The organism is Nocardia sp. NPDC004711, from assembly GCF_053601595.1.
In genome coordinates, this window is sequence record NZ_JBSGCB010000014.1 from 156,495 (window position 1) to 179,220 (window position 22,726).

24 protein-coding genes are annotated in these 22,726 nt (G+C 68.3%); 11 read left to right on the top strand and 13 right to left on the bottom strand.

Translation table 11 applies throughout. The annotated features are described in order from the left end of the window. The first annotated feature begins 15 nt into the window (after window positions 1-15). Window positions 16-390, top strand: coding sequence for a DUF2784 domain-containing protein (locus tag ACWEKS_RS16590; protein WP_452340893.1), 375 nt, complete (start codon window positions 16-18; stop codon window positions 388-390). Here the strand turns inward: ACWEKS_RS16590 and ACWEKS_RS16595 are convergent. Genes ACWEKS_RS16595 through ACWEKS_RS16605 form a run of 3 tightly spaced genes read right to left on the bottom strand, consistent with a single transcriptional unit; the run spans window position 374 to window position 2,191 of the window. Next, window positions 374-1,126, bottom strand: a complete 753-nt coding sequence (locus tag ACWEKS_RS16595; RefSeq protein WP_452340894.1) for a hypothetical protein — start codon at window positions 1,124-1,126, stop codon at window positions 374-376. The two genes, ACWEKS_RS16590 and ACWEKS_RS16595, sit on opposite strands and share 17 nt — an antisense overlap. Next, the gene (locus ACWEKS_RS16600) at window positions 1,123-1,950 is read right to left on the bottom strand and encodes an ABC transporter ATP-binding protein (protein WP_452340895.1); all 828 of its coding nucleotides are present in this window, start codon (window positions 1,948-1,950) and stop codon (window positions 1,123-1,125) included. Before ACWEKS_RS16600 ends, ACWEKS_RS16595 begins: the two co-directional genes overlap by 4 nt. Continuing rightward, window positions 1,943-2,191 carry a hypothetical protein gene (locus tag ACWEKS_RS16605; protein WP_452340896.1) on the bottom strand — a complete coding sequence of 83 codons (249 nt, stop codon included), beginning with the start codon at window positions 2,189-2,191 and terminating at the stop codon, window positions 1,943-1,945. The genes ACWEKS_RS16600 and ACWEKS_RS16605 overlap by 8 nt, the downstream gene beginning before the upstream one ends. A 45-nt stretch (window positions 2,192-2,236) precedes the next feature. Between ACWEKS_RS16605 and ACWEKS_RS16610 the strand changes: the two genes are divergently transcribed. Both ACWEKS_RS16610 and ACWEKS_RS16615 read left to right on the top strand, forming a co-directional pair. Continuing rightward, on the top strand, window positions 2,237-2,797 hold the full coding sequence (locus ACWEKS_RS16610; RefSeq protein WP_452340897.1) for a helix-turn-helix domain-containing protein: 561 nt from the start codon (window positions 2,237-2,239) through the stop codon (window positions 2,795-2,797). 35 nt (window positions 2,798-2,832) lie between these two features. Continuing rightward, the gene (locus tag ACWEKS_RS16615) at window positions 2,833-3,609 is read left to right on the top strand and encodes an O-methyltransferase (RefSeq protein ID WP_452340898.1); all 777 of its coding nucleotides are present in this window, start codon (window positions 2,833-2,835) and stop codon (window positions 3,607-3,609) included. A gap of 49 nt (window positions 3,610-3,658) precedes the next feature. Here ACWEKS_RS16615 and ACWEKS_RS16620 read toward each other — a convergent pair whose 3' ends face one another. Together ACWEKS_RS16620 and ACWEKS_RS16625 are read right to left on the bottom strand one after the other, a co-directional pair. Next, window positions 3,659-5,020, bottom strand: a complete 1,362-nt coding sequence (locus ACWEKS_RS16620) for a cytochrome P450 (protein ID WP_452340899.1) — start codon at window positions 5,018-5,020, stop codon at window positions 3,659-3,661. A 62-nt stretch (window positions 5,021-5,082) separates the two neighbouring features. Continuing rightward, window positions 5,083-5,871, bottom strand: a complete 789-nt coding sequence (locus ACWEKS_RS16625; RefSeq protein ID WP_452340900.1) for a thioesterase II family protein — start codon at window positions 5,869-5,871, stop codon at window positions 5,083-5,085. A gap of 62 nt (window positions 5,872-5,933) precedes the next feature. Here ACWEKS_RS16625 and ACWEKS_RS16630 point away from each other — a divergent pair, with 62 nt between their 5' ends. Both ACWEKS_RS16630 and ACWEKS_RS16635 read left to right on the top strand, forming a co-directional pair. Then, window positions 5,934-7,307: a CoA transferase gene (locus tag ACWEKS_RS16630; protein ID WP_452340901.1), complete on the top strand. Its 1,374-nt coding sequence runs from the start codon at window positions 5,934-5,936 to the stop codon at window positions 7,305-7,307. A 168-nt stretch (window positions 7,308-7,475) separates the two neighbouring features. Next, entirely contained in the window at window positions 7,476-9,044 is a 1,569-nt protein-coding gene (locus tag ACWEKS_RS16635) for an MFS transporter (protein ID WP_452340902.1), read from the top strand. Window positions 9,045-9,067: 23 nt separating this feature from the next. On the opposite strand, the gene ACWEKS_RS16640 is transcribed toward ACWEKS_RS16635, so the two are convergent. Continuing rightward, window positions 9,068-9,640, bottom strand: coding sequence for a TetR/AcrR family transcriptional regulator (locus tag ACWEKS_RS16640; protein WP_452340903.1), 573 nt, complete (start codon window positions 9,638-9,640; stop codon window positions 9,068-9,070). A gap of 133 nt (window positions 9,641-9,773) precedes the next feature. Between ACWEKS_RS16640 and ACWEKS_RS16645 the strand changes: the two genes are divergently transcribed. The 3 genes from ACWEKS_RS16645 to ACWEKS_RS16655 all read left to right on the top strand — a co-directional run bounded on the left by ACWEKS_RS16645 (window position 9,774) and on the right by ACWEKS_RS16655 (window position 12,174). Continuing rightward, entirely contained in the window at window positions 9,774-10,805 is a 1,032-nt protein-coding gene (locus ACWEKS_RS16645) for a nucleoside hydrolase (protein ID WP_452340933.1), read from the top strand. Next, window positions 10,802-11,689: an amidohydrolase family protein gene (locus ACWEKS_RS16650; RefSeq protein ID WP_452340904.1), complete on the top strand. Its 888-nt coding sequence runs from the start codon at window positions 10,802-10,804 to the stop codon at window positions 11,687-11,689. The genes ACWEKS_RS16645 and ACWEKS_RS16650 overlap by 4 nt, the downstream gene beginning before the upstream one ends. Window positions 11,690-11,811: 122 nt before the next feature. Then, complete coding sequence (locus ACWEKS_RS16655; protein ID WP_354849236.1) at window positions 11,812-12,174, top strand: DUF1304 domain-containing protein; 363 nt, start codon at window positions 11,812-11,814, stop codon at window positions 12,172-12,174. Here the strand turns inward: ACWEKS_RS16655 and ACWEKS_RS16660 are convergent. The 3 genes from ACWEKS_RS16660 to ACWEKS_RS16670 are packed head-to-tail and all read right to left on the bottom strand — an operon-like array spanning window position 12,160 to window position 14,041. Further along, entirely contained in the window at window positions 12,160-13,155 is a 996-nt protein-coding gene (locus ACWEKS_RS16660; RefSeq protein WP_452340905.1) for a zinc-binding dehydrogenase, read from the bottom strand. The two genes, ACWEKS_RS16655 and ACWEKS_RS16660, sit on opposite strands and share 15 nt — an antisense overlap. Window positions 13,156-13,166: 11 nt before the next feature. After that, the gene (locus ACWEKS_RS16665) at window positions 13,167-13,589 is read right to left on the bottom strand and encodes an organic hydroperoxide resistance protein (RefSeq protein ID WP_452340906.1); all 423 of its coding nucleotides are present in this window, start codon (window positions 13,587-13,589) and stop codon (window positions 13,167-13,169) included. Further along, complete coding sequence (locus tag ACWEKS_RS16670; RefSeq protein ID WP_452340907.1) at window positions 13,589-14,041, bottom strand: MarR family winged helix-turn-helix transcriptional regulator; 453 nt, start codon at window positions 14,039-14,041, stop codon at window positions 13,589-13,591. The genes ACWEKS_RS16665 and ACWEKS_RS16670 overlap by 1 nt, the downstream gene beginning before the upstream one ends. Window positions 14,042-14,242: 201 nt before the next feature. On the opposite strand from ACWEKS_RS16670, the gene ACWEKS_RS16675 reads away from it, so the two are divergent. From ACWEKS_RS16675 to ACWEKS_RS16685, 3 genes are all read left to right on the top strand, one after another. Continuing rightward, complete coding sequence (locus ACWEKS_RS16675; RefSeq protein WP_452340908.1) at window positions 14,243-15,427, top strand: acyl-CoA dehydrogenase family protein; 1,185 nt, start codon at window positions 14,243-14,245, stop codon at window positions 15,425-15,427. 193 nt (window positions 15,428-15,620) lie between these two features. Beyond that, window positions 15,621-16,598, top strand: a complete 978-nt coding sequence (locus tag ACWEKS_RS16680; RefSeq protein ID WP_452340909.1) for an alpha/beta hydrolase — start codon at window positions 15,621-15,623, stop codon at window positions 16,596-16,598. Window positions 16,599-16,613: 15 nt separating this feature from the next. Then, complete coding sequence (locus ACWEKS_RS16685; protein WP_452340910.1) at window positions 16,614-16,739, top strand: hypothetical protein; 126 nt, start codon at window positions 16,614-16,616, stop codon at window positions 16,737-16,739. Window positions 16,740-16,850: 111 nt separating this feature from the next. On the opposite strand, the gene ACWEKS_RS16690 is transcribed toward ACWEKS_RS16685, so the two are convergent. The 4 genes from ACWEKS_RS16690 to ACWEKS_RS16705 form a co-directional block, all read right to left on the bottom strand. Next, window positions 16,851-17,357, bottom strand: coding sequence for an N-acetyltransferase family protein (locus tag ACWEKS_RS16690; RefSeq protein ID WP_452340911.1), 507 nt, complete (start codon window positions 17,355-17,357; stop codon window positions 16,851-16,853). 5 nt (window positions 17,358-17,362) lie between these two features. Then, window positions 17,363-18,361 (bottom strand): methylmalonyl Co-A mutase-associated GTPase MeaB, encoded by a 999-nt coding sequence (gene meaB, locus ACWEKS_RS16695; protein ID WP_364612020.1) that lies wholly within the window; start codon window positions 18,359-18,361, stop codon window positions 17,363-17,365. Between the two features lie 125 nt (window positions 18,362-18,486). Then, window positions 18,487-20,745 (bottom strand): methylmalonyl-CoA mutase, encoded by a 2,259-nt coding sequence (scpA, locus tag ACWEKS_RS16700; protein WP_452340912.1) that lies wholly within the window; start codon window positions 20,743-20,745, stop codon window positions 18,487-18,489. 2 nt (window positions 20,746-20,747) lie between these two features. Then, a complete protein-coding gene (locus ACWEKS_RS16705) occupies window positions 20,748-22,565 on the bottom strand; it encodes a methylmalonyl-CoA mutase family protein (RefSeq protein WP_452340913.1) in 1,818 nt (605 codons plus the stop codon). Between the last annotated feature and the right edge of the window lie 161 nt (window positions 22,566-22,726).

Consider the following 22,726-nt stretch of genomic DNA (forward strand, 5'->3'; position numbering starts at 1 on the left):
TTCTATCCTGGGGTCATGGGCTACCGGCTGCTGGCCGACGCGACCGCGATCGTGCACTTCCTGTTCGTGGCCTACGTGGTGGTGGGCGGTTTCATCGCCTGGCGCTGGCCGCGCACCATCTGGCTGCACCTGCTCGCCTTCGGCTGGGGTTTCAGCACGGTGCTGTTCACCATCGAGTGCCCGCTGACGAATCTGGAGAACTGGGCGCGGCATCGGGCCGGCGAAGCGGGCCTGCCCGCGAGCGGGTTCATCGACTACTACATCACCGGCGTGCTCTATCCGCGCAGCGCTCTGGAGGAGGTGCGGGTGCTCGTGGTGATCTGTGTCGTCGTGTCCTGGGTGGGCCTGTATCTGCTGTCGAGGCACCGGGCCGCTACGCAGCGGTCCTGATCGCGCGAATCGGTGTGGTCAGGGCGGCAGTCAGGGCGAGTGTCGTCGCGATCAGCAGGGCCAGCAGCGATTTCGCCGCGCCGGCCGGGGACCAGCCCGCGGCCTCGATGGCCGGTTGCAGGGCGGTGGTGGGCAGGTAGGGCTGCACCGATGGTACGGCCGACACCAGCAGGCAGCCCACGTAGACCACGGCGGTCACCCCGGCGGCGATACCCGCCGAGCCGAACCGCGCCGCCAGGGCCGCGGCGAACACCGCGAACGACACCACCGCGAGGGCTTGCACCGCAAGCGAACCCACGGCTGGACCCAGCGGGTAGGACCCGAACAGCGCCCAGCACTCGTAGAGCGCGACCGCGGCCCCGATCGAGGCAGCCACGGCGATCACCGCCGCGGCGACCAGGATCCGGGGCAGATAGAGCCGTACCGGCGAGACCTCGCGGCTGAAGTAGTAGATCCCGATCGGATCGGTGTTGCGCAGGGCGCATGCCTGCGCGGCCAGGATCATGGCCACCGCCGCGACCAGCAGGCCGGTGTTCTTCACGTACTGCTGCAACCCGTCTCGCCAGTCGGGCACGCGCAGCAGCTGGATCTCCGACGAGTGCCCGATCAGATCCGGCAGGTACTTCGCCCCGAGCAACGAGACGAATCCGAACAGAACGAAGGCGGCCACCAGGGCGACCAGCCGCCGCGTGCGCAGCCACCGGTACCACTCGACCCGGAATACGGTGCGGTTCATGGCTTCTCCCCGATAGCAGCGAAGAACGCGTCGGTCAAGGTCGGACGGGTGATGCGGATGTCGTCGAGCCGGCCGCTGTTCGCGGACGCGTCCGCCAGCGCCGGGCCCCACTGCGGCTGCTCGGCTTCGATGATCCGGCCGTCGGTCATGGCGATCCGCAGGATCGGCGCGGCAGTGTGCTCATCCAGGAATTCCCCTGTCTCCCCGGCGAAGACGGCCCGCCCGCGATGCAGGACCAGCAGCCGGTCGGCGAGATCCTCGACATCGGCGAGCAGATGGCTGGAGAACACCACCGTCATCCGACTGCCCAGGTCCCGGATCAGCCCCAGCACGGCGGCGCGGCCTTCGGGATCCAGTGCGCTGGTGGGTTCGTCGAGAATGAGCACCTCGGGCTCGCGGACCAGCGCAGCGGCAATTCCCAAGCGCTGCAACATGCCCCGGGAGAACCCTCCGGCGCGCCGGTGGGCGTGCCGTTCCAGGTCGACCGCCGCGAGCGCGGCGTCGGGGGACCACATGCCGGCGCCGCGGGCCGGTCCGATGGCCATGGACTGTTCGAGGACCTCCCGCGCGGACAGCCAGGGCTCGAAACCCGGTGTGTCCGGGCAGTATCCGAGGGCGTCCAGCCCGATCGGCACCCGCACGGCACCGCCGGTCACCGGTTGCAGGCCCAGCACGGCGCGGATCAGGGTGGTCTTGCCCGCGCCGTTGAGTCCGATCAGCCCCACGACCCCGGGACCGTCCACGGTCCAGCTCACGGTGTCGAGGGCGAGGAAGTCGCCGAAGCGCACCGACACATCGGTGACCTCGAGGTGGGGCTCAGCCACGGACCGTGTCACCGTCCCGGCCGACGATCAGGTAGATGATCCCGCCGAGCGGAATGCTGATCAGGCAGATGATCGCCCACGCCCATTTCGGCAGGTACTTCACCCGTGTGTGGGACAGGTCGTACCAGCAGAAACCGACGAAGCCGAGCCCCACCACGATCAGGGGCACCAGTGCGGCTACCGGGATGTTGGACACCGCGATTCCTCTCTTCAGCGCGAGCGCGTGATTGCTACCAGACATGCGAACATTATCAATTCCGATAGCAATGGTGCTAGTGTCCAGCCCGTGGAATCCGTCGAACTTCTGCTGCACCCGGTTCGGCTGCGGATCGTGCAGGCATTCCTCGGCGACCGGACCCTGACCACGAGCGAGCTCAATGCCGAGCTCGGCGATGTCCCGCCCGGCAGCCTCTACCGGCATGTCGCCAAGCTGGTCTCCGCCGGCGTCCTCGACGTCGTCACCGAGCGCCGTGTGCGCGGAACCGTCGAGCGCACCTACCGGTTGCGCCTGAGCGCCGCCCAGATCACCCCCGACCAGCTCGACGCCATGAGTCCCGAGGACCATCGCCGCGCCTTCATGGGCTTCGTCGCCGGGCTCATGGCCGACTTCGACCGGTACCTCGACGGCGGCGATATCGATTACCTGCGAGACGGAGTCGGCTACCGCATGGCGGGTCTGTGGCTCGACGATGCCGAGTTCGCCGACTTCGCCCGCGATCTGGGCCGCGTGCTGGCCCCGCGCCTGGCCAATGCCCCCGCGCCGGGCCGAAGGCGTCGTATCCTGCGCACCATCCTGGTCCCCGACTCCCCTGCCCCCGGAGGCGAAACCGCTTCGGGCCCGGCATAATCGCGCTGGCCGTCACAGCAAACGAAGGGGAATCAATGGGTGGCACATCGATCGGGTCGATCTTGCGCGAGCGTGTGGTGTATCCGGTGCGCACGGCCGTCAGCACCGTGCGCGGACTCGGAAACTTCACGCGCACCGGTCAATTCGGCGATGGCCGCGAGGCCGCCGTGCGCGACCACGTCCTCGCGAACGCCGAGCAGGGCGATCCGGAGAGTGTGCTGGCGGCCATCGACAAGTTCGCCCGCACCCGCAGCAACCTGGTGAACGTCGGGGACGAGAAGGGCCTGCTGCTGGATGCCGCTGTGCGCACAGCGAATCCGAAGCTGCTGCTCGAACTGGGCACCTACGTCGGCTACAGCGCGGTCCGCACCGCCCGCACCATGCCGGAGGGCGCGCGCCTCATCTCCGTGGAGTTCAGCGCGGCCAATGCGGAGGTGGCCCGCGCCATCATCGCCCACGCCGGGCTGGCGGAACGGGTGACCGTGGTGGTCGGCACCATCGGCGACGGCGGCGAGACCATCCGGCGGCTCACCGAGGAGCACGGAATCACCGAGGGCGCACTCGATTTCGTCTTCGTGGACCACGACAAGTCCGCGTACCTGGCCGATCTGAAGCACATTCTCGCGGCGGGCTGGCTGCACCCGGGCAGCATTGTCGTCGCCGACAATATGCGCGTCCCGGGCGCTCCGGACTACCTGCAGTACATGCGTGAGGCCGAGGGCAAGACCTGGCGCACCGTCGAGCACGACACCCACATCGAGTACCAGTCGCTGCTCAAGGACCGGGTACTCGAGTCGGAATACCTCGGCTGAGAAGCCTGGAAGACCTGGGCCGAGACTGTTTCTCGGCCCAGGCACGGGTTCAGCGACGCCGCAGCGTGACGGGCAGATCATCCTTCGGCAGTGGCGTCGCACTCATGTCGAGGGGCATGACGTAGTCCTGCGGCACCTCCCATTCGAAGGTGTGCAGCAGCTGGTGCACGATCGTCTTGATCTCGAGCCCCGCGAAATGCTGTCCGAGGCACTTGTGCGCGCCCGCCCCGAACGGGGCCCACGCCACCCGGTGCCGCTTGTGCTCGGCGCGTTCGGCGGAGAAACGCTCGGGATCGAATTCCTCGGGGTGCGACCACATGTCAGGGCGGCGGTGGTTGACGCTGATCGGGACGACGACGAAGGATCCCTTCGGCACGAAATAGCCGCACACCTCGGTGTCCTCCTGCACCGCCCGCGGGAAGATCTGCACCGGGGTACACAGCCGGGTGGTTTCCTTGATGATCCAGTCGAGTTCGGTCAGCTCGGCGAGCTCGTCGTAACCGAGTTCGAAGGGCATCTCCAGTGAGCGCGCTCGCGCGCGCTTCTGCCATTCCGGGTATTTGGCCATGTTGTAGACGACCCCGGACAGCGTGGTCGTGGTGGTGTCGTGGGCGGCGGCCAGCAGGAAGATCATGTGGTTCACGATGTCCTGGTCGGTGAACCGATCGCCGTCGTCGCCCGCGGCCTGACAGAGCATGGAAAGCAGGTCGGTGCCCGGGTTTTCGCGGGCGGCGACAATGCGGTCGGCGAGGAAGGCGGCCATGGTCTTGCGGGCGCGCATACCCCGCCACCAGCGATTGCCGGGAATGGCGACGCGCACCATCGCGCCGCCGGCCTGCAGGATGTCCATGGTCGCGCCGCAGATGCGCTCGGCCTCGTCGCGCGGCAGGCGCGCGCCCATGAAGACCTCCAGCACGATGTCCAGGGTGAGCCGCTGCAGGTGCTGGTGCATGAGCACCGGATTGCCCTCGGCCACACTGCCTTCCGGCAGCTTGCTCAGGTGGCGATCGGCGATCTCGTGCATATCCTTCAGATACGACGTGAGGGCGCCGCGACCGAAGGCCTGCTGCATGATCGAGCGGTGGCTGCGATGCTCGTCGAAATCCAGGCGGACCAGACCCCGGTCGAAGAACGGTCCCTGCAGCGGCGCCCACGCCGGACCGTTGGCGAACACCCGATCCTTGTTCATCAGGATGCGCTGTGCCGCCTCGGGGCCACCGGCGATGATCCACTTGTCGCCGAACATGTTCAGGACATAGAGCGGGCCGTAGGCCGCCTCGTCCTCGAAGGCGGCCCCGGTGGGGTCGCGCCGCTGCCGCTGCAGCTGGGCGATCCAGTGCGTCGCGGGCCCGCTGATCTGCTTCAGATCACTGCCCTGGGGCGGAGCGGCGACGAATTGTGTTCTGGGCATTGAGAACCCCCTCCTGCTACGAAGACGCAACGGAGGAAGCTACCCGCACGAAGACTAGGTGCTCAACTCGAGCGTCCCGGAACCGTCGCGGCCAGCGCGCGGGTGATCAAATCGCCTATCGCGGGCACGTTTTCGGGCAGATCCAGATAGAAATGGCCACCCGGGAAGGTGGCGAGGTCGAATCCGGCGGTGGTGTAGTCGCGCCACTCCCCCGCCTGCGCGGCCGAAGTGGTCGGATCGGCGGAGCTGATCAGCGCGGTGATCGGCGCGCGCAGCGGCGCACCGGGTTCGTGCCGGTAGGTCTCCACCGCGCGGTAGTCGCTGCGGACGGCCGGCAGCACCAACTCGGCCAGACCGGGCTCGTCGCGCAGGATCCGCACCGACGCCGGATCGTTCGACAGGCGTTCCAGATCGGCGATGAGGCCCTCGTCGGGTCCGGCGTGCAGGCTTCCGGTGTCGGCGAAAGCCGGTGCGGGACGGCCGGAGACGAACAGGTGGGTCAGCTCGCGTCCGCCCGCCTCGACCCGGCGGGCGGCCTCGTAGGCGACGGTCGCGCCCATGCTGTGCCCGAAGATGGCCAGGTGCACGTCCCGCGGCCAGGCCAGCAGGTCGGCGGCGGCCCGGTCGGCCAGTTCGGTGAGCTCGGGCACCGGCGCGTCGCCGAGGCGGTCCTGGCGGCCGGGGTACTGCACGCCGAACACCGCGGTACCCGAGCCGACGCGCTGGGCCAGCGCTCGGTAGGCGGTGACCGAGCCGCCGCCGGGCGGGAAGCAGACCAGCACGGTTGCGGGGCCGGGAGCGGGTTTCAGTTCGCGCAGCCAGGCGGTTCCGGTGAGTCGTTGGGCTGTCATCCGATCGAGTATGCCGTGAGATGTGCCACCGTGGTCGGACCCGGTGCCGGCGATACAGTCGGATGGTGGCTACCTACGATGCACTGGTCCGTGAGTACGAGGCCGGAATCGGCGTCCCCGGCGCACCGCTGCCCGCGATCGATCCGGGTGCGAATCTGGCTGCGACACTGCCGGTCTGGGCGCTGGCGGGCGGTGCGGTGGCGGCCTTCGCCGCGGCGGCGGATCGCTGGCGGGCCACCTGCGGCATGACGCCGCTGGGCAGTACGGTCGCCCCGGCCCGGGTCGCCGCGGCGTTCTCCAGCGAGCGCCTGTTCCGGCTCCACGGCGAACCGCCGGACATCTTCGCAGAGCTGTCGGGATTCTTCAGGGCTGCGGACGCATGGGTGCGTACGCACGCCAACTATCCGCATCATCGCGCCCGGTTGCTGGCCGCTGTGGAGTTGCCCGGCACGGCCGATCGTGAGGATTTCACCCGGCGCGCAGCGACACTGACGGCGGCGGACATCGAACAGCGGGCCGGCGAGCACGGTGCGATCGCGGTGCGGGTCCGCCCCGAGCGAGAGTGGGCCGACAGCCCGCAGGGCAAGGCCGCCGCCTCCGGCCCGCTCGTCGCCGTGGCCGAGCGCGGCGATCGGGGTGGATTCGAGTGCCCCACGGCCGCAACACAACTGCTCCCGCTGCGCGGGATCCGGGTTCTCGATCTCACCCGGGTGATCGCCGGACCGGTGGCGACGCGGGCATTGGCCCTGCTCGGAGCCGATGTGCTGCGGATCGACCCGCCCGGGTTGCCGGAGATCGGCTGGCAGTATCTGGACACTTGTCAGGGGAAGCGCTCCACTGTAGTCGATTTGCGTACCGGACTTCCTGTTTTTCGCGAATTGATCAGCAATGCAGACATAATCATCTCGGGTTACCGACCAGGCAGCTTGGAACGCCTCGGAGTACGACCCGGGGAAATTCGCCCGGGAATTGTGCACGGCCGAGTTTCGGCCTGGGGCGAACTCGGCCCGTGGGGTGATCGACGCGGTTTCGACAGCATCGTGCAGGCTGCATCGGGAATTTCGCTCATCGAAGGCACACAAAACAATTCGCGTAGCGAATCATCCGTGGGTGCCCTGCCGGCCCAGGCACTCGATCACGCCAGCGGATACCTGCTCGCCGCGGGCGTGCTCGACGCGCTGTGCGCGCGCCGTGGTGACGGCCTCGGCCGCGATGTCCGGGTTGCTCTGGCCCGTACGGCATCCTGGCTGATCACCGCGCCGGGCCGGACGCCCGCCCACGAACCCGCCGCGGTGCCGGATGCCCGGTACGCGCTCACCCACGACGCCCTGACCACCGCCGGACCCGCGCTGACCGAGTATCCGGAACATCCGTGGCCCGCTCCGGCCCACGGTTCGAGCGCTCCCGAGTGGAAAGCCCAACCGGACGGTTCGTAACGCGCGCGAATGTATACAACGCGCTGCACGCACACCCGCAAGTGCATCAGCGAATTAGGCGAATTGGCTTGCAATACAGCGCTTTCAACACACCGGACTTATCCCACGTACGGCGTTAATATTTGAGACCCTGAAACCGACATCAAAATTGTCGACCCGTATGTCGACATGCGGATGGAGGACGTCATCGTGGACACACCTACTCCCTTGCTCACCGCCGCCAGCGACGCCGGCGCCATCTCGGTGGGGAGACGGGAATGGGCCGGATTGGCGGTGCTGGCGCTGGCCTGCCTGGTGTACTCGATGGACCTCACCGTCCTGCACCTGGCAGTCCCCCAGATCAGCGAAATACTTCGCCCCACGAGCTCCCAATTGCTCTGGATCATCGACGTTTACGGATTCCTGGTCGCCGGGTTGCTGCTCACCATGGGCACCATCGGCGATCGCATCGGCCGACGGCGACTGCTGATGGTCGGGGCGGCCGCCTTCGCCGTGATCTCGGTGATCGCGGCCTTCGCACCCTCGGCGCCGGTGCTGATCGGCTGCCGGGCCCTGCTCGGCGTCGCCGGGGCCACCCTGGCGCCGTCCACGCTCTCGTTGATATTCACCATGTTTCGCGATCCGGGCCAGCGCTCCATCGCGGTCGGGGTGTGGGTGGGGTCCTACTCGGTGGGCGGCTCCATCGGGCCGCTGGCGGGCGGCATCATGCTCGAGCACTTCTGGTGGGGCTCGGTGTTCCTGCTCGCGGTGCCGGTCATGGTGTTGCTGATCGTTCTCGCGCCCCGCGTGCTCCCCGAGTTCCGCGATCCCGACGCCGGCCGCCTGGACCTGGTCAGTGCCGGATTGTGCACGACGGCAGTGCTCTTGGTGGTCTTCGGCATGAAGAAGGCCGCTCAGGACGGCCCCGGCGCGGCCGCGGTCTCGGCGCTGGTGGCCGGCCTCGCGATCGGCGCGCTCTTCGTCCGACGGCAGCTCAATACCAGCGAACCCATGCTGGATCTGCGACTGTTCCGGCTGGGCAGCTTCCGCACCGCGCTCACCATCAATATGGTCGCGATCTTCGTGGCCTTCGGGTACGCCCTGTTCGTGGGGCAGTATTTCCAACTGGTGCTGGGCATGTCGCCGCTGCGGGCGGGTCTCGCCACCATCCCGGCGGGCCTCGGCTTCATGATCGGCTCGCAGCTGGGCCCGCGCATCATGAAGGTGATACGGCCCGCCTACATGATCGGCGGGGGCATGGCCATGGCGGCGTGCGGACTGCTGCTACTCACCCGGATCACCGCGACCGGCGGCGTGGAGCTCACCATCGCGGCTTCGCTGCTGGTGTCCTTCGGGCTGGCACCGGTTTTCGGCATCACCACCGAGCTCATCGTGGGCACCGCGCCTCCGGAGCAGGCGGGCGCGGCCTCCGGGCTCTCGGAGACCGGGGCCGAATTCGGTGGGGCGCTGGGAATCTCCATTCTCGGCAGCATCAGCATCGCGATCTACCGCAACCAGCTCAACACCACCCTGCCCTACGGGGTGCAGGAGCCCGACGCCCGCGCCGCCCGCGACACCCTGGGCGCGGCGCTCGAAGTCGCCCGGACCATGCCGGGGAAGGTGGGCAGCGCCATGGCCGAGGCGGCCAAGCACGCCTTCCTGACCGGCATGCACCTGACCGCCGCCATCGCGGCGGGCGCGGCGCTGCTGCTCGCCGTCATCGCCATGACCCGGCTGCGGCACGTGCCGCCGGGCTGAGTCCACCCGCCCGGACGGTGAGCTCATCTGCCCCGGATGGCTTCGATGGCGGTCACCAGCGAATCACCGTCCAGCAGTTCGGCACCCGGCGCGATCATCTTCTGGATGGCGAGGCCCTGGAACAGCAGGAACAGCAGCTGCGCGACCGCCGCGGCCTGCTCGTCGGTCAGCTCCGGGTGCGCCGAGTGGACAGCCGCGGCGATTTCCCGATGCGCGACCGCGCTGGCCTCGGCCATGTAGACCTGCTGCGCGGGATCGCGCGCGATCTGGATGCCGTTCTCGGTGCTCAGCAACAGGCCGTCGCGATTGCGCTGCACCACATCGACGAAGCCGTTCCAGATCGCGGCCAGCGACTCCCACAGCGTGCGGCCTTCTCCCGCGTCCCGGATGGCGGCCTCCATATCGTCACCGATCTGGGTGCCGACGCCCATGGTGATGGCCTCGGTGACCAGCTGATCCTTGGAACCGAAGTGATAGCCGATGGCGGCCAGGCTCACCCCTGCGGCAGTGGCGATGTCCCGGGCGGTCACCTTGGCCAGGCCGCGTTCCAGGACGGCCTTGCGGGCGCCCGCCAGGAGGTCTTCTCGATTTCCCATGGAACCACCCTACCAGCGTCTTAGACGAACGTTCTAGACGTGTGTTTCACAGGCTGACGAGACCGGCCCATACTCCCCGCATGGCCCCGGCACCGATACGGCTACCCTCGAACGCGTGCGGCAGAAGATCCTCATGGACAACGACACCGGCATCGATGACTCCCTGGGCCTGCTCTACCTCCTCGCCTCCCCCGAGGCCGAGATCGTCGGAATCGCCTCCACCGCGGGCAATGTGCCCGCGCCGCAGGTGGCCGCCAACAATCTCGCGCTGCTCGAGCTGGTGCGGGCCCCGGAGCTCGAGGTCGCCCAGGGCGCGCTGACACCCCTGGCCGTGCCGCTCCGCACCACCGAGGACACCCACGGGCCGCAGGGCGTCGGCTACGCCGAGCTGCCGCCGACCACCCGGACCCTGTCCGGCCGATCCGCGGCCCAGCTGTGGGTGGACCTGGTGCGCGAGCATCCGGGCGAGATCGTCGGGCTGTGCACCGGGCCGCTCACCAATCTCGCGCTGGCATTGCGAATGGAACCTCAACTGCCGCAGCTGCTCCGGCGCCTGGTGATCATGGGCGGCGCGTTCAACCATCCGGGCAACACCACCCCGACCAACGAGTGGAACGTGCACGTCGATCCGGAAGCGGCCAAGGAGGTGTTCGACGCCTTCTCCGCCGCGCCCACCGACCGCCGGCCCATCGTGTGCGCGCTCGACATCACCGAGACCATCGAGATGAAGCCCAAACATCTGGCGCTGCTGGCCGAACGGGCCGGGAGCACACCGGTGGAACACGTCAGCGAGAACGATCCGCCCGAAGCGCGCTCGGCGGCCAGCAATCCGCTGGTGCGCTACCTGACCGATGCGATCCGCTTCTACTTCGACTTCCACAAGCTCTACGACCAGGGGTATCTGGCACACATGCACGACCCGTTCGCGGCGGCGGTGGCACTGGACCCGAGCCTGGCCGTCACCAAGCCGGCGACCGTCGATGTGGAGCTGACCGGAACCATCACCCGTGCCACCACGGTCGCCGACTGGGCGGGCATGTGGGGGCGGGAACCCAACGCCGACATCGTGATCGGGACCGATCCTGAGCTGTTCTTCGAACGGCTCGTCGACCGGGTCGGGCATTACGCGCGAACTGTGTTCGCGGAAGGAGATTCGAGCCGTTGACCGACGAGCAGGACCTCGACTACGTCACCGATTTCCAGACGCGGCTGGGGCTGCCCGGGATCATCGACGTCCACACGCATTTCATGCCCGAGCAGGTGCTGCGCAAGGTGTGGGGCTACTTCGATTCGGCCGGGCCACTGCTCGGTCACCGCGCGTGGCCCATCACCTACCGAGCAGAGGAGCAGGTGCGGCTGAAGACGCTGCGCTGCTTCGGCGTTCGCGCCTTCACCTCGATGGTCTACCCGCACAAGCCGGAGATGGCGGCCTGGCTCAACGACTGGTCCGGCGATTTCGCCGCCCGCACCCCGGACTGCCTGCACACGTCGACCTTCTACCCGGAGCCGGGCGCGGCCGAGTATGTGCGTGCCGCGATCGGGTCGGGGACGCGAATCTTCAAGCTGCACATCCAGGTCGGCAACTACCACCCGGCGGATCCACTGCTGGACGAGGTGTGGGGACTGGTCCAGGAGGCAGGCATCCCGGTGGTCACCCACTGTGGATCCGGGCCTGCCGCCGGGCGATTCACCGGACCCGAGCCGATCGCCCAACTGCTCCGGCGGTTCCCGCGACTCCGTCTGATCATCGCGCACATGGGGGCGCCCGAGTACAGCGAGTTCCTCGACATCGCCGCGGACAACCCCGGAGTGCTGTTCGACACCACCATGAACTTCACCGACTTCTTCGAGGCCGGTGACCCCTTCCCCGCCGCCGAGCTGCCGCGCCTGCGGGACTTCGCGGACCGCATCCTGTTCGGCAGCGACTTCCCGAACATTCCCTATTCCTACGGCCATGCGCTGTTCGCTCTGGAACGGCTCGGTCTCGGTGACGACTGGCTACGAGCGGTCTGTTACCGCAATGCGGCGGACCTCTTCGGCATCGGATAGCTCACCGGCGGCGCGACACTCGAGGTTTCGACGATGCGCTCAGGGCCTTCCGGCGCATCGGTCTGACACGATGAGACGCGGTGGCCGGTGTCGGCTGAAACCTCACGGAAGGCGGGTCGGTCATGCGATTGGTCGCGGACATCCTGGTCGGATTGCTCGCCGCGCTGCACGTCTACATCCTGATCATGGAGATGTTCCTGTGGACCACTCCGCGGGTGCGCGCGGGCTTCGGCGTCACGGCCGAGTTCGCCGAGGAGTCCAAGGTGTTCGCCGCGAATCAGGGGCTCTACAACGGTTTTCTGGCGGCGGGGCTGATCTGGGGCCTGATCGCCGCCGATCCGGTGGGGCAGGCCGCGAAGATATTCTTCGCGGCCTGCGTCGTGGTGGCCGGACTCTATGGTGGGGCCACCGCGAGCCGCCGGATCTTCGTCGGGCAGGCGCTGCCCGGCGCGATCACGCTGATCGCGGTCCTACTGGCCGGGTAGCGCCGCGGCGCTGAGCGCGATCTTGGCATTGCGGCCCGGGCGTTCGCTCGCGGCCGCGGCCTCGGCGGCCTCCGCGAGCGGGTAGGTGGCCTCGATGGCCAGGTCCAGTTCGCCGCGGCCGGCCAGGGTCACCAGCTCGGTGATGAGGCGGCGGCGTTCGTCACCGCCGATCTCCTCGGCGCGCTTGGAACCCCAGAAGCCCTTCACCACGGCCTGTTTGAAGATGATCGGGCCAGGGTTGAGCACGAGCGGCTGGCCCGACAGCGCGCCGAAGGTGATGAGCTCACCACGCGGGCCGAGCACCGACAGCAGGTCATCGGCGGCCGGCCCACCGACCTGGTCCACCGCACGGGCGATGGGTTCGCCGCCGGTGACCTCCGCGACCTGCTGCTGCCAGTCCCCCGACTCGGTCTCGAGCACCGGTTCGAAACCCAGCTCCCGCAACGACTTCGCGGCCGCCGCGCTGCGCACCAGGTTCAGGACGTGGACGCCGCGGGCGCGGGCGAGCTGGTTCACCAGTCGTCCCACCGCGCCATTGGCGGCATTGATCGCGATCCACTGACCAGGTTCGACATCGAGATCCTCGAGCAGCATGAGTGCGCTCAGCGGCATGGCCAGCAGCTGACTCGCGGTCGCGTCGGACACCGCATCCGGCACCGGGACGATCCCGCCCGCCTTGGCCACGAAGTACTCCGCCCACGCACCCTGCACACCCGAAACCGTCACGCGCTGACCGACTTCCAGGCCGGTGACCCCCGGGCCCAGGGCATCGACGCGGCCGACGGCCTCGGTGCCCGGGATGGCGGGCAGCTCGGGCCGGTAGCCGTAGACGCCCCGGATGATGGCCAGGTCGTGATTGTGGATCGGGGCCAGCGTGGTCGCGATCCGCACCTCACCCGGCCCGGGCTCGGGCACCGGCCGCTCGGCCGTGGTCAGGACCTGCTCGGGCTCGCCGAACTGTTCGATAATTACCGCACGCATGCTCATCCTCCTCAGTCTTCGACCACGATGACGTCGACCTCGATATTGCCGCGAGTGGCATTGGAATACGGGCACACCTGGTGAGCCTTGTCCGCCAGCGCCTGCGCCTCGTCCAGGGGCAGGTGCGGCAGCGACACCTCGAGGGTAACGGCCAGGCCGAACCCGCCGGCGTCATTGGGGCCGATGCCGACCTTCGCGCCCACGGCCGAGTCGTCCACATTCGCCTTCAGCGACCGCGCCACCGTGCGCAGCGCCGAGTGGAAGCAGGCCGCGTAACCGGCCGCGAAGAGCTGCTCCGGGTTGGTGCCGAGGCCGTTGCCGCCCATCTCCTTCGGAATCGAGAGCGTGGCGTCGATCTTGCCGTCGTCGGTGCGGACCTGGCCGTTGCGGCCGTCTCCGGTGGCGAGGGCTTCGGCGGTGTAGAGCACGTTCATCAGGGGGTCTCCTTCGATCGGGTGTGGGCGGTGAGAGCTTCGGTGAGTCGGTGCAGGGTTTCCCGCAGTTGGATCAGTTCCTCGCCGGGCAGGCCGGCGATGTCGGCCGATCGCGCCGGGATCCGGCATGCGGCCGAACGCAATTCGCGTCCGCTGTCGGTCAGCGTGATCTCCACGCGGCGTTCGTCGACGGTCGAGCGGCGGCGTGCCACGAAGCCCGCCGCCTCGAGCCGTTTGAGCAGTGGCGACAGCGTGCCCGAGTCCAGTTCCAGGGCCGAGCACAGATCGCCGACGGTGCGGTCGTCGCGCTGCCAGAGCGCGAGCAGCACCAGGTATTGGGGATAGGTGATGCCCAGGGCGTCCAGCTGGGGCCGGTACATGGCGGTCATGGCCCGGGACGCCGAGTAGAGCGCGAAGCACAGCTGGTTTTCCAGCGCCAGCTCATCGGTCATGTCCAATACGGTAGCCAGCAATTAGATTGTGCACAATCTAATTCACCGTCTGCTGCGTCACACCCGGCGATAGCATCGCCCGAACCCCGCCGCAGGCCGGGTTCCGATCATCGGGAATTTCGCTCGCGGGCAAACGGATTCCCGGACACCGCCGCTAGAACGCGTTCTAATAGGGGCACACCGAACCAGTGGGGAGTTGCGATGACGCACGAGGTAGTGAACCGGGTCGCGGAGCTGTCGGGCCAGTTGGCGGCGACCGCCGAGGAGACCGAGCGGCTGGGCAAGCTCTACGACGAGAGCGTGAAGCTGATCCGTCAGGCCGGGGTGATGCGGTTGCTGCAGCCCGCCGATTTCGGCGGGTACGCGGCGCATCCGCGCGATTTCGCCGAGGCGGTCATGGCCGTGGCCCAGCACTGCGGGTCCACCGGCTGGGTGTGTGGCGTCGGCGGCGTGCACCCGTGGGAGATGGCGCTGATGGACCGGCGGCTGCAGAACGAGGTGTGGGGCGAGAACCCCGACACCTGGATCGCCTCGCCGTATGCCGCCCAGGGCGTGGCGACGCCGGCCGACGGCGGATACACCCTGCGCGGTCGCTGGAACTTCTCCTCCGGCACCGATCACTGCGACTGGATCTTCCTGGGCGCGCTGCTCGGTGACGCCGACGGCAACCCGGTCATGCCGCCGACCGTGCTGCACGTGGTGCTGCCGCGCAAGGACTACACGATCGTCGACGACTCGTGGGATGTCATCGGGCTGCAGGGCACCGGCAGCAAGGACGTCATCGTGGACGGCGCGTTCATCCCGGCCTATCGGACCATCGAATTCGATGCCGTCGCGGCCGGTGAGATCGCGGCCGAGCGGGCAGGCCGCACCGAGACCGTCTACAAGCTGCCGTTCTGGGCCATGTTCCCGCTGGGCATCACCTCCGCGGTGATCGGCATCGCCGAGGGCGCGCTCGCGGCGCACCTGGACTATCAGCGCGACCGGGTCACGGCCATGGGCACCAAGATCAAGGACGATCCGTACGTGCTGTCGGCCATCTCCGAGGCGGCGGCCGATATCGCGGCCTCGCGCACGCAACTCCTGGACGGCATCAGCCGCCTCCACGACCAGGCCGAGGCCGGGAAGACCATCACCTTCGAGGATCGTTCCCTGGTGCGGCGCAATCAAGTTCGCTGCGCCTGGCGGGCGGTGTCGGCGGTGGACGAGATCTTCGCCCGGTCCGGCGGCAATGCAGTGCGGCGGCAGAACGTCATGCAGCGGTTCTGGCGGGACGCGCACGTGGGTCTGCAGCACGCCATCCACACGCCCGGATCGCTGTACCACTCGACGGCGTTGACCATCATGGGCATCGAGCCCGAGGGTCCACTGCGCGCCATGATCTGACAAGCGCCGCGTCGGCCCGGCACGGTTTCCGCGCTGGACGGCTACGCTTCCAGACAGTTCCGACGGGCGATGCTACAAGTTTGCTACCGAACGGTTTCTAGAAGGATGCAATCACGTCACCGCAGGACATTCTGTAGACCAACACGCACGATTTTGTCTGGAAAATAGCCTCAAAAGCGACATACTCGCTGTCATGCATCGGCTGTCGCGCTACCTCGTTGCCTTGATCGCCACATTTGCTGCCCTTGCGCCCGTCACCGCGGCGGCCGACCCCAACCCAGGGGCTTCCATCGTCGACGTGCGCCCGCTGGGCGGCCGCCAGTACGAGGTCACCGTCTACTCGGCGGCCATGAACCGGACCATCCCGGTGTGGGTTTCGCACCCGAACGGCCCCGCGCCCGCCCTGTACCTGCTCAATGCGGTCGACGGCGGTGAGACCGGCGGCCCGTGGACCAATCGGACCGATGTCGCCCAGTTCTTCGCCGACAAGCCGGTCAATGTGATCACCCCGATCGGTGGCCGGGCCAGCTTCTACACCGACTGGGTCGCCGATGATCCGACACTGGGCCGGAACCAATGGTCCACTTTCCTTATTCACGAATTGCCGCCGCTGCTGGAATCGCGATTCGCGATGACGGGGCGCAATGCCGTCGCGGGCGCATCGATGTCGGCCACCTCCGCACTCAACCTCGCCATCCAAGCACCCGGTATGTATCAGGCGGTGGGTTCCTTCAGCGGTTGCCCGCGCACGGCGGACGCGGCGGCGCGGACCTATGTGCGATCCACGCTCGAGCTGTTCGGCGCGAATGCCGCCAATATGTGGGGCGGCGACGACAATCCGGCCTGGAGCACCCACGACCCGGTTCTCAATGCGGACCGACTGCGCGGTGTGGCGCTGTACATTTCGGCGGGGAATGGCGTTCTGGGAGTTCATGACTCGCTCGACGATCCCAGCATCGGGGGGAATGTCAACGCGCTGACGGATCGGCTGGGCGTGGGTGGGGCTATGGAGACGGTGGTGCGAGCCTGCACGGATTCGCTTGTCGGAGCATTGGGTTCGCTGGGGATTCCGGCGCAGGTGGTGTATCGGAATGGGACGCATGCGTGGCCGTACTGGCAGGACGACATGCATGACTCTTGGCCGCTTTTCGCGGGGGCTCTGGGAGTTTAGAAGGAGAAGAAAGGTATGGATTGGGGCGGGCAGATCATCGACGACATCACCGCGGTGGATGCGGTCGGTGTGGTGGGTGACGCGCTCGATGTGCTGGTTCAGGATCCGCTGGGTTGGTGTCGGTGGATTCGGCACGCATGATCGGCAAGCAGTCACCGTCGAGCCCTGGTCACCGTAAGTCTGTCGGTGTTCGCCGTCGGTGTGATGGCTGCCCGGCTGCGCCACATCGATCGATTGATCGCGATTCCCGTATCAGCTGCGTGACCAGGTAATTTCCAGTTCCTGGAGATCAAAGCCCTGGGGGAAGTGTGCGGTCCGGGGTTCGCCGGGGTGGCCGCCGTGGCGCTCGTAGAAGGCGATGGCGGGTGTATTGGTCTGGAGGACTTCGAGGTAGACGGGGCGGCCCGGGTATTCGGCAGCGGCCCATTCGAATCCGTGGTGCAGGAGGCGGGAGCCGATGCCGCCTCGTTTGCGGGTCGGGCTGACGTGCAGATTGTCGATCAGAATGCGGCCGTCTGCGCGGGGTGCCAGGTAGATGAATCCGAGTATTTCCGAGCCGGATTCGGCGATGAAGAGGTCGCCTTCGGACCGGTCGCCGGTCAGGCGGCTGTGCCAGAGCGCCTTGTGGTCGTCGGTCAGCGCACCGGTCAGGTAGCTCTCGGGCATGATGCTCGCGTAGGCGGTGCGCCAGCTGGCGGTGTGCAGCGTGGCGACCGCTTCCGCGTCGGATTCGGTACCTGGTCGGATCCGGATGTCCATGGGGCTCAGGCCCGTTCGTCGAAGGCCCGGAGGATTTCTTCGGCGGCGAGGGCGGGGGTGAGCGAGCCGTCGCGGACCTGTTTTTCCACCTGGGTGCGCAGGGCCTTGACGTTCGGGTTCTCGGTGAGGCGGCGGAGCAGGTTGTCGTGGACCATGGTCCAGGTCCAGTCGACCTGCTGGCGGCGGCGCTTCTCGGCGAACTCGCCTGCTTCGGTGAGGACGCGACGGTGGGTGAGGACCGTGTCCCAGAACGAATCCAGTCCGATGCCGTTCAGGCCGGACATGGTGAGAACCGGAGGACGCCACAGGGATTCGCGCGGGTGGATGAGCCGCATGGCTCCTTGCAGCTCCCGCGCGGCGGCCTTGGCCTCCAGTTCGTGGCGGCCGTCGGCCTTGTTCACGGCCACCAGGTCGGCGAGTTCGAGGACGCCCTTCTTGATTCCTTGCAGCTGGTCGCCGGTGCGGGCCAGGGTGAGGAAGCAGAAGACGTCGACCATATTGGCGACGGTGACCTCGGACTGGCCGACACCGACGGTCTCCACCAGGATGACGTCGTAGCCTGCCGCCTCCAGCAGCACGATGGTCTCGCGGGTCGCTTTCGCCACGCCGCCGAGGGTTCCGGCCGTGGGGGACGGGCGGATGAAGGCGTCCCGTTCCACCGACAGTCGCGCCATGCGGGTCTTGTCGCCGAGGATCGAGCCGCCGGTCCGCGTCGAGGACGGGTCCACGGCCAGTACCGCCACGCGGTGGCCCTGGCCGATGAGGTACATGCCGAGCGCGTCGATGAACGTCGACTTGCCGACGCCCGGAACACCGGTGATGCCAACGCGATTGGACACCACCTTGCCCGCTTCGGGGGTCAGCCGCAGCAGCAGCTGCTGGGCCAGGTCCCGATGGTCGGTGCGGGTCGATTCGACCAGGGTGATGGCGCGGGCCAGGCCGGCCCGCTCCCCTGCCCGGACCTGCGCGGCCAGCTGGTCGACGTCGATCACTCGGCGCGCCACCGGAGTGGCGGGCTGGGCGCCGGGGCCGGGCGTTGCTGCGCCGGCGGGGCCGGGCAGGCCGACGCCGGCGGTGGTGCCGAGCCGAGGGTGGATTCCGCCACCCTCGGTCCCGCGTGCGGCGTCGCTCATTCCGTTGCGCCGGTGCCGATCTCGTGGCCCAGCTGTGCGGCCAGCTTCTTGATCAGGTCGATCGCGGCGTCGGCGATGATGGTGCCGGGCCCGAAGATGCCCGCGGCACCCGCGGCGTACAGCTCGTCGTAGTCACCGGGCGGGATGACGCCGCCGACGGTGACCATGATGTCGGGGCGTCCGACATCGGCCAGTGCCTGCCGCAGGGCGGGCACCAGCGTGAGGTGGCCTGCGGCCAGCGACGAGACACCGACGACGTGCACGTCGTTGTCGGCCGCCTGCTGCGCCACCTCCTCGGGGGTCTGGAACAGCGGGCCCACGTCGACGTCCATGCCGAGGTCGGCGAAGGCCGTGGCGATCACCTTCTGGCCGCGGTCGTGGCCGTCCTGACCCATCTTGGCGACCAGGATGCGGGGGCGACGGCCCTCGGCCTCGGCGAACGCCTCGACCAGTTCGATGGCCTTGCTGATATTGGTCACCTTGCCGGCCTCCTCACGGTAAACGCCGGAGAGCGTGCGGATCTCGGCCTGGTGGCGGCCGTACACCTGCTCCAGCGCGTCGGAGATCTCACCCACGGTGGCCTTGGCGCGCGCGGCGTTGATGGCCAGGGCGAGCAGGTTGTTGTCCATGCCGCCCTCGGACGAGGCCGCCGCACGGGTCAATTCGGCCAGCGCCCTCTCGACCTCGGCCGAATCGCGTTCCGCCCGCAGCTTTTCCAGCTTGGCGTTCTGCTCGGCGCGCACGCGCGAGTTCTCGACCTTGAGCACCTCGATCGGGGTGTCTTCCTCGACCAGGTACTTGTTGACGCCGATCACCGGCTGCTGGCCGGTGTCGATGCGCGCCTGGGTGCGGGCGGCGGCCTCTTCGATGCGCAGCTTCGGGATGCCCTCCGAAATCGCCTGCGCCATACCGCCGTGCGCCTCGATCTCGGCGATGTGGGCGCGGGCACGCTCGGCCAGCTGGTGGGTCAGCCACTCCACGTAGTACGAGCCGCCCCACGGGTCGGCCGGACGGGTGGTGTTGGACTCCTGCTGGATGAGCAGCTGGGTGTTGCGGGCGATGCGCGCGGAGAAGTCCGTCGGCAGGGCCAGCGCCTCGTCCAGCGCGTTGGTGTGCAGCGACTGGGTGTGGCCCTGGGTGGCGGCCATCGCCTCGACGCAGGTGCGCGCGACGTTGTTGAACACGTCCTGCGCGGTCAGCGACCAGCCCGAGGTCTGCGAGTGTGTACGCAGCGCCAGCGACTTCGAGTTCTTGGGCTCGAACTTGGCGACCAGCTCGCTCCAGAGGAGCCGTCCCGCACGGAGTTTCGCGACCTCCATGAAGAAGTTCATGCCGATGGCCCAGAAGAACGACAGTCGCGGCGCGAACTTGTCGACCTCCATGCCCGCGTCCAGACCGGCCTTGATGTACTCCACGCCGTCGGCGAGGGTGTAGGCCAGCTCCAGGTCGGCCGTGGCTCCGGCCTCCTGGATGTGGTAGCCGGAGATGGAGATCGAGTTGAACTTCGGCATCTTCGCGGAGGTGTAGGCGAAGATGTCGGAGATGATCCGCATCGAGGGCTTCGGCGGGTAGATGTAGGTGTTGCGGACCATGAACTCCTTCAGAATGTCGTTCTGAATGGTTCCGGCCAGCTGCTCGGGCTTGACGCCCTGCTCCTCGGCGGCGACGACGTAGAGCGCCAGGATCGGCAACACCGCGCCGTTCATGGTCATCGACACCGAAACCTGGTCCAGCGGAATGTGATCGAACAGTTCCCGCATGTCGAGGATGGAGTCGATGGCGACACCGGCCATACCGACGTCACCGGTCACACGAGGGTGGTCGGAGTCGTAGCCGCGGTGGGTCGCCAGGTCGAAGGCGACCGACAGGCCCTTCTGGCCCGCCTGCAGGTTGCGGCGGTAAAAGGCGTTCGAGTCGGCGGCGGTGGAGAAGCCCGCGTACTGGCGGATCGTCCACGGCTGGTTCACGTACATGGTCGGGTACGGGCCGCGCACGAACGGGGCCACACCCGGCACGCTGTCGAGCGGGTAGCCCTCGGCGACGATGGCGTCCCGGTCGGCCTTGGTGAACACCGGCGGCACCTCGATGCCCTCGGGGGTCGACCAGGTGAGCTGTTCGGGCGCATAGTGATTGGCGCTCGCGGCCTCGGCGACGAAGGCGTCGACCTGCGCGGCGCTGACGTCGGCGGGCGCGGTGCCGCCCTCGGTCAGCGGTACTTCGGCGAAATTGCCGATGCGATGTTTGATATCGCTCATCTCTACGCTCCCAGCTTTTCGAGCAGGCCGGTCAGAGCCGCCACAGCATCCATGCGGGCCGTCACGAAACCATCCGGGCGCTGCGCGCCGGTCAGCTCCGCGACCGCCTTCTCGGGTCCGGCCAGCAGCACGGTGGTCACACCGGCAGCCCGCAATTCGTCCACGGCCGCGGCGGCGTCGGTGCCGTAGCGGGTGTCGGAGCCGCACAGCACGGCGATCGACGGGCCGGTCTCGGTGACCGCCTCGATGCCGCCGGAGGCCAGCAGGTTGGTGGTGAAGGTGACACGAACATTGTTCTCCGACACCGGGCCCAGCGGAACCAGGCGCACCTGCGGGCGCGCGCCGTTGGCGGCCAGGTAGGCGTCGGAGCAGTTGCGCAGCGCCTCGAAGGCCGCGCCGTAGCGGGCCGGCGAGGTCTTGGCGCGCGCGGCCTCCGACAGCGGCTTCTCGCCCAGGTTCGGGAACTCGTTGACACCGGTGACGGCGGTCTTGCGGTGCGCCACATCGGAATCGCGCTTGGCCTTGGTCTCGGCGATGCGCTCGGCGAGCAGGCCCGCCTGCAGCGCGGCCAGGTAGCCGCCGGCGGCCTCGATCTCCTGCATGAACTCCCACGCCCTGGCGGCGAGCTCATCGGTCAGCGATTCCACGTACCAGGAGCCCGCGCCCGGGTCCTGCACGTGGCCGAGACGGGATTCCTCGAGCAGCAGCAGCTGGGTGTTGCGGGCCATACGCTCCGAGAACGCCTTGGAGACCTCGAGCTCCCCGCCGGGCAGCGCCTCGTCGAAGGGCAGCACGGTGACGATGTCCGCGCCACCGACGCCCGCACCGAACGCGGCGAGGGTGGTGCGCAGCATGTTCACCCACGGGTCGCGCTGGCTCATCATGGCCGCGGACGTGATCGCCTGCTGCGGCGCGTTACCGAAGGCCGGAGCCCCGCAGACGTGCGCGACGCGTGCCCAGAGTCGCCGGGCGGCACGGAATTTGGCGATGGTCTCGAACTGGTCGTCGGTGGCCGCGAAGCGGAACTCCAACTGCTCCAGCGCATCCGCGATATCGGCCCCGGCGTCGGTGAGCGAGCGCAGGTACTCCAGGCCCGCGGCCACCGCCGCACCCAGCTCCTGGGCGTCGGAGGCGCCGGCATTGTGGAAGGCCACGCCGCACACGGTGATCGCGCGGACCGTCTCGGTGCGGGCCACCGCCTGCTGGGCCAGCGCGACCGCGCCGTCCAGGTCGATGGCCGAGGAGCCGGCGAACAGGCTCGTCAGCGGGGTGGCGCCCAGCGAGACCCGAATGTCCTTGCGGTTCGGGGCCTCATAGCCGTCGAGCACCGAGAACAGTGCGGCCGCAGCCTCATTGGCGGCCGGCCCGGCATCGAGGGTGAGCGGCGCCAGCTCGAAGAGGAAGCCCTGCAGTGCGGTGGCCAGCCCGTCGACCGGCACGCCGCGCTCGGCGACGCCCAGCCACACCGCGCTCACGCCGTTGTCGAGCGCGAAGAGGATGTCCGCGTTGACGGCCTCGGCATCGGGGCCGCCGAAACGCTGGCTGACGAACCAGCCACGGTGCACGTCACGGGTGGCGTCGCCACCGCGCACGTAGGGGAACTGCCCGGGCAGCGGCTGCTCGGGCAGTTCGTCGCGGCGCGTGTAGAGCGGGTTGACGGTCAGACCGTCATAGGTCGTGACCGCGAGCAGCTTCTCCGGCTCATCCGGCAAGTCGCTCGCATCCACCCTGCGGGCCTTCGCCAGCACCCCGGCGACACCCTTGCGCCAGGCGGCATACTCGGGCACCGGATCGGTGTCCGAGTCGGAAGCAATCGGCATAGCTGCTGTTCCTTCTTCCACTCCCTGACCGGATGGCCGTTGCACCGGCATTCACCCAGCTCAACGGCCACTTTGGTTAACGAGCATTCATCGTCTTTCCCCTGATGCTAGCGGCAGCCTCGAGATAACGGTCTCCGGAGTCTCACTACCAGCGGGTAACC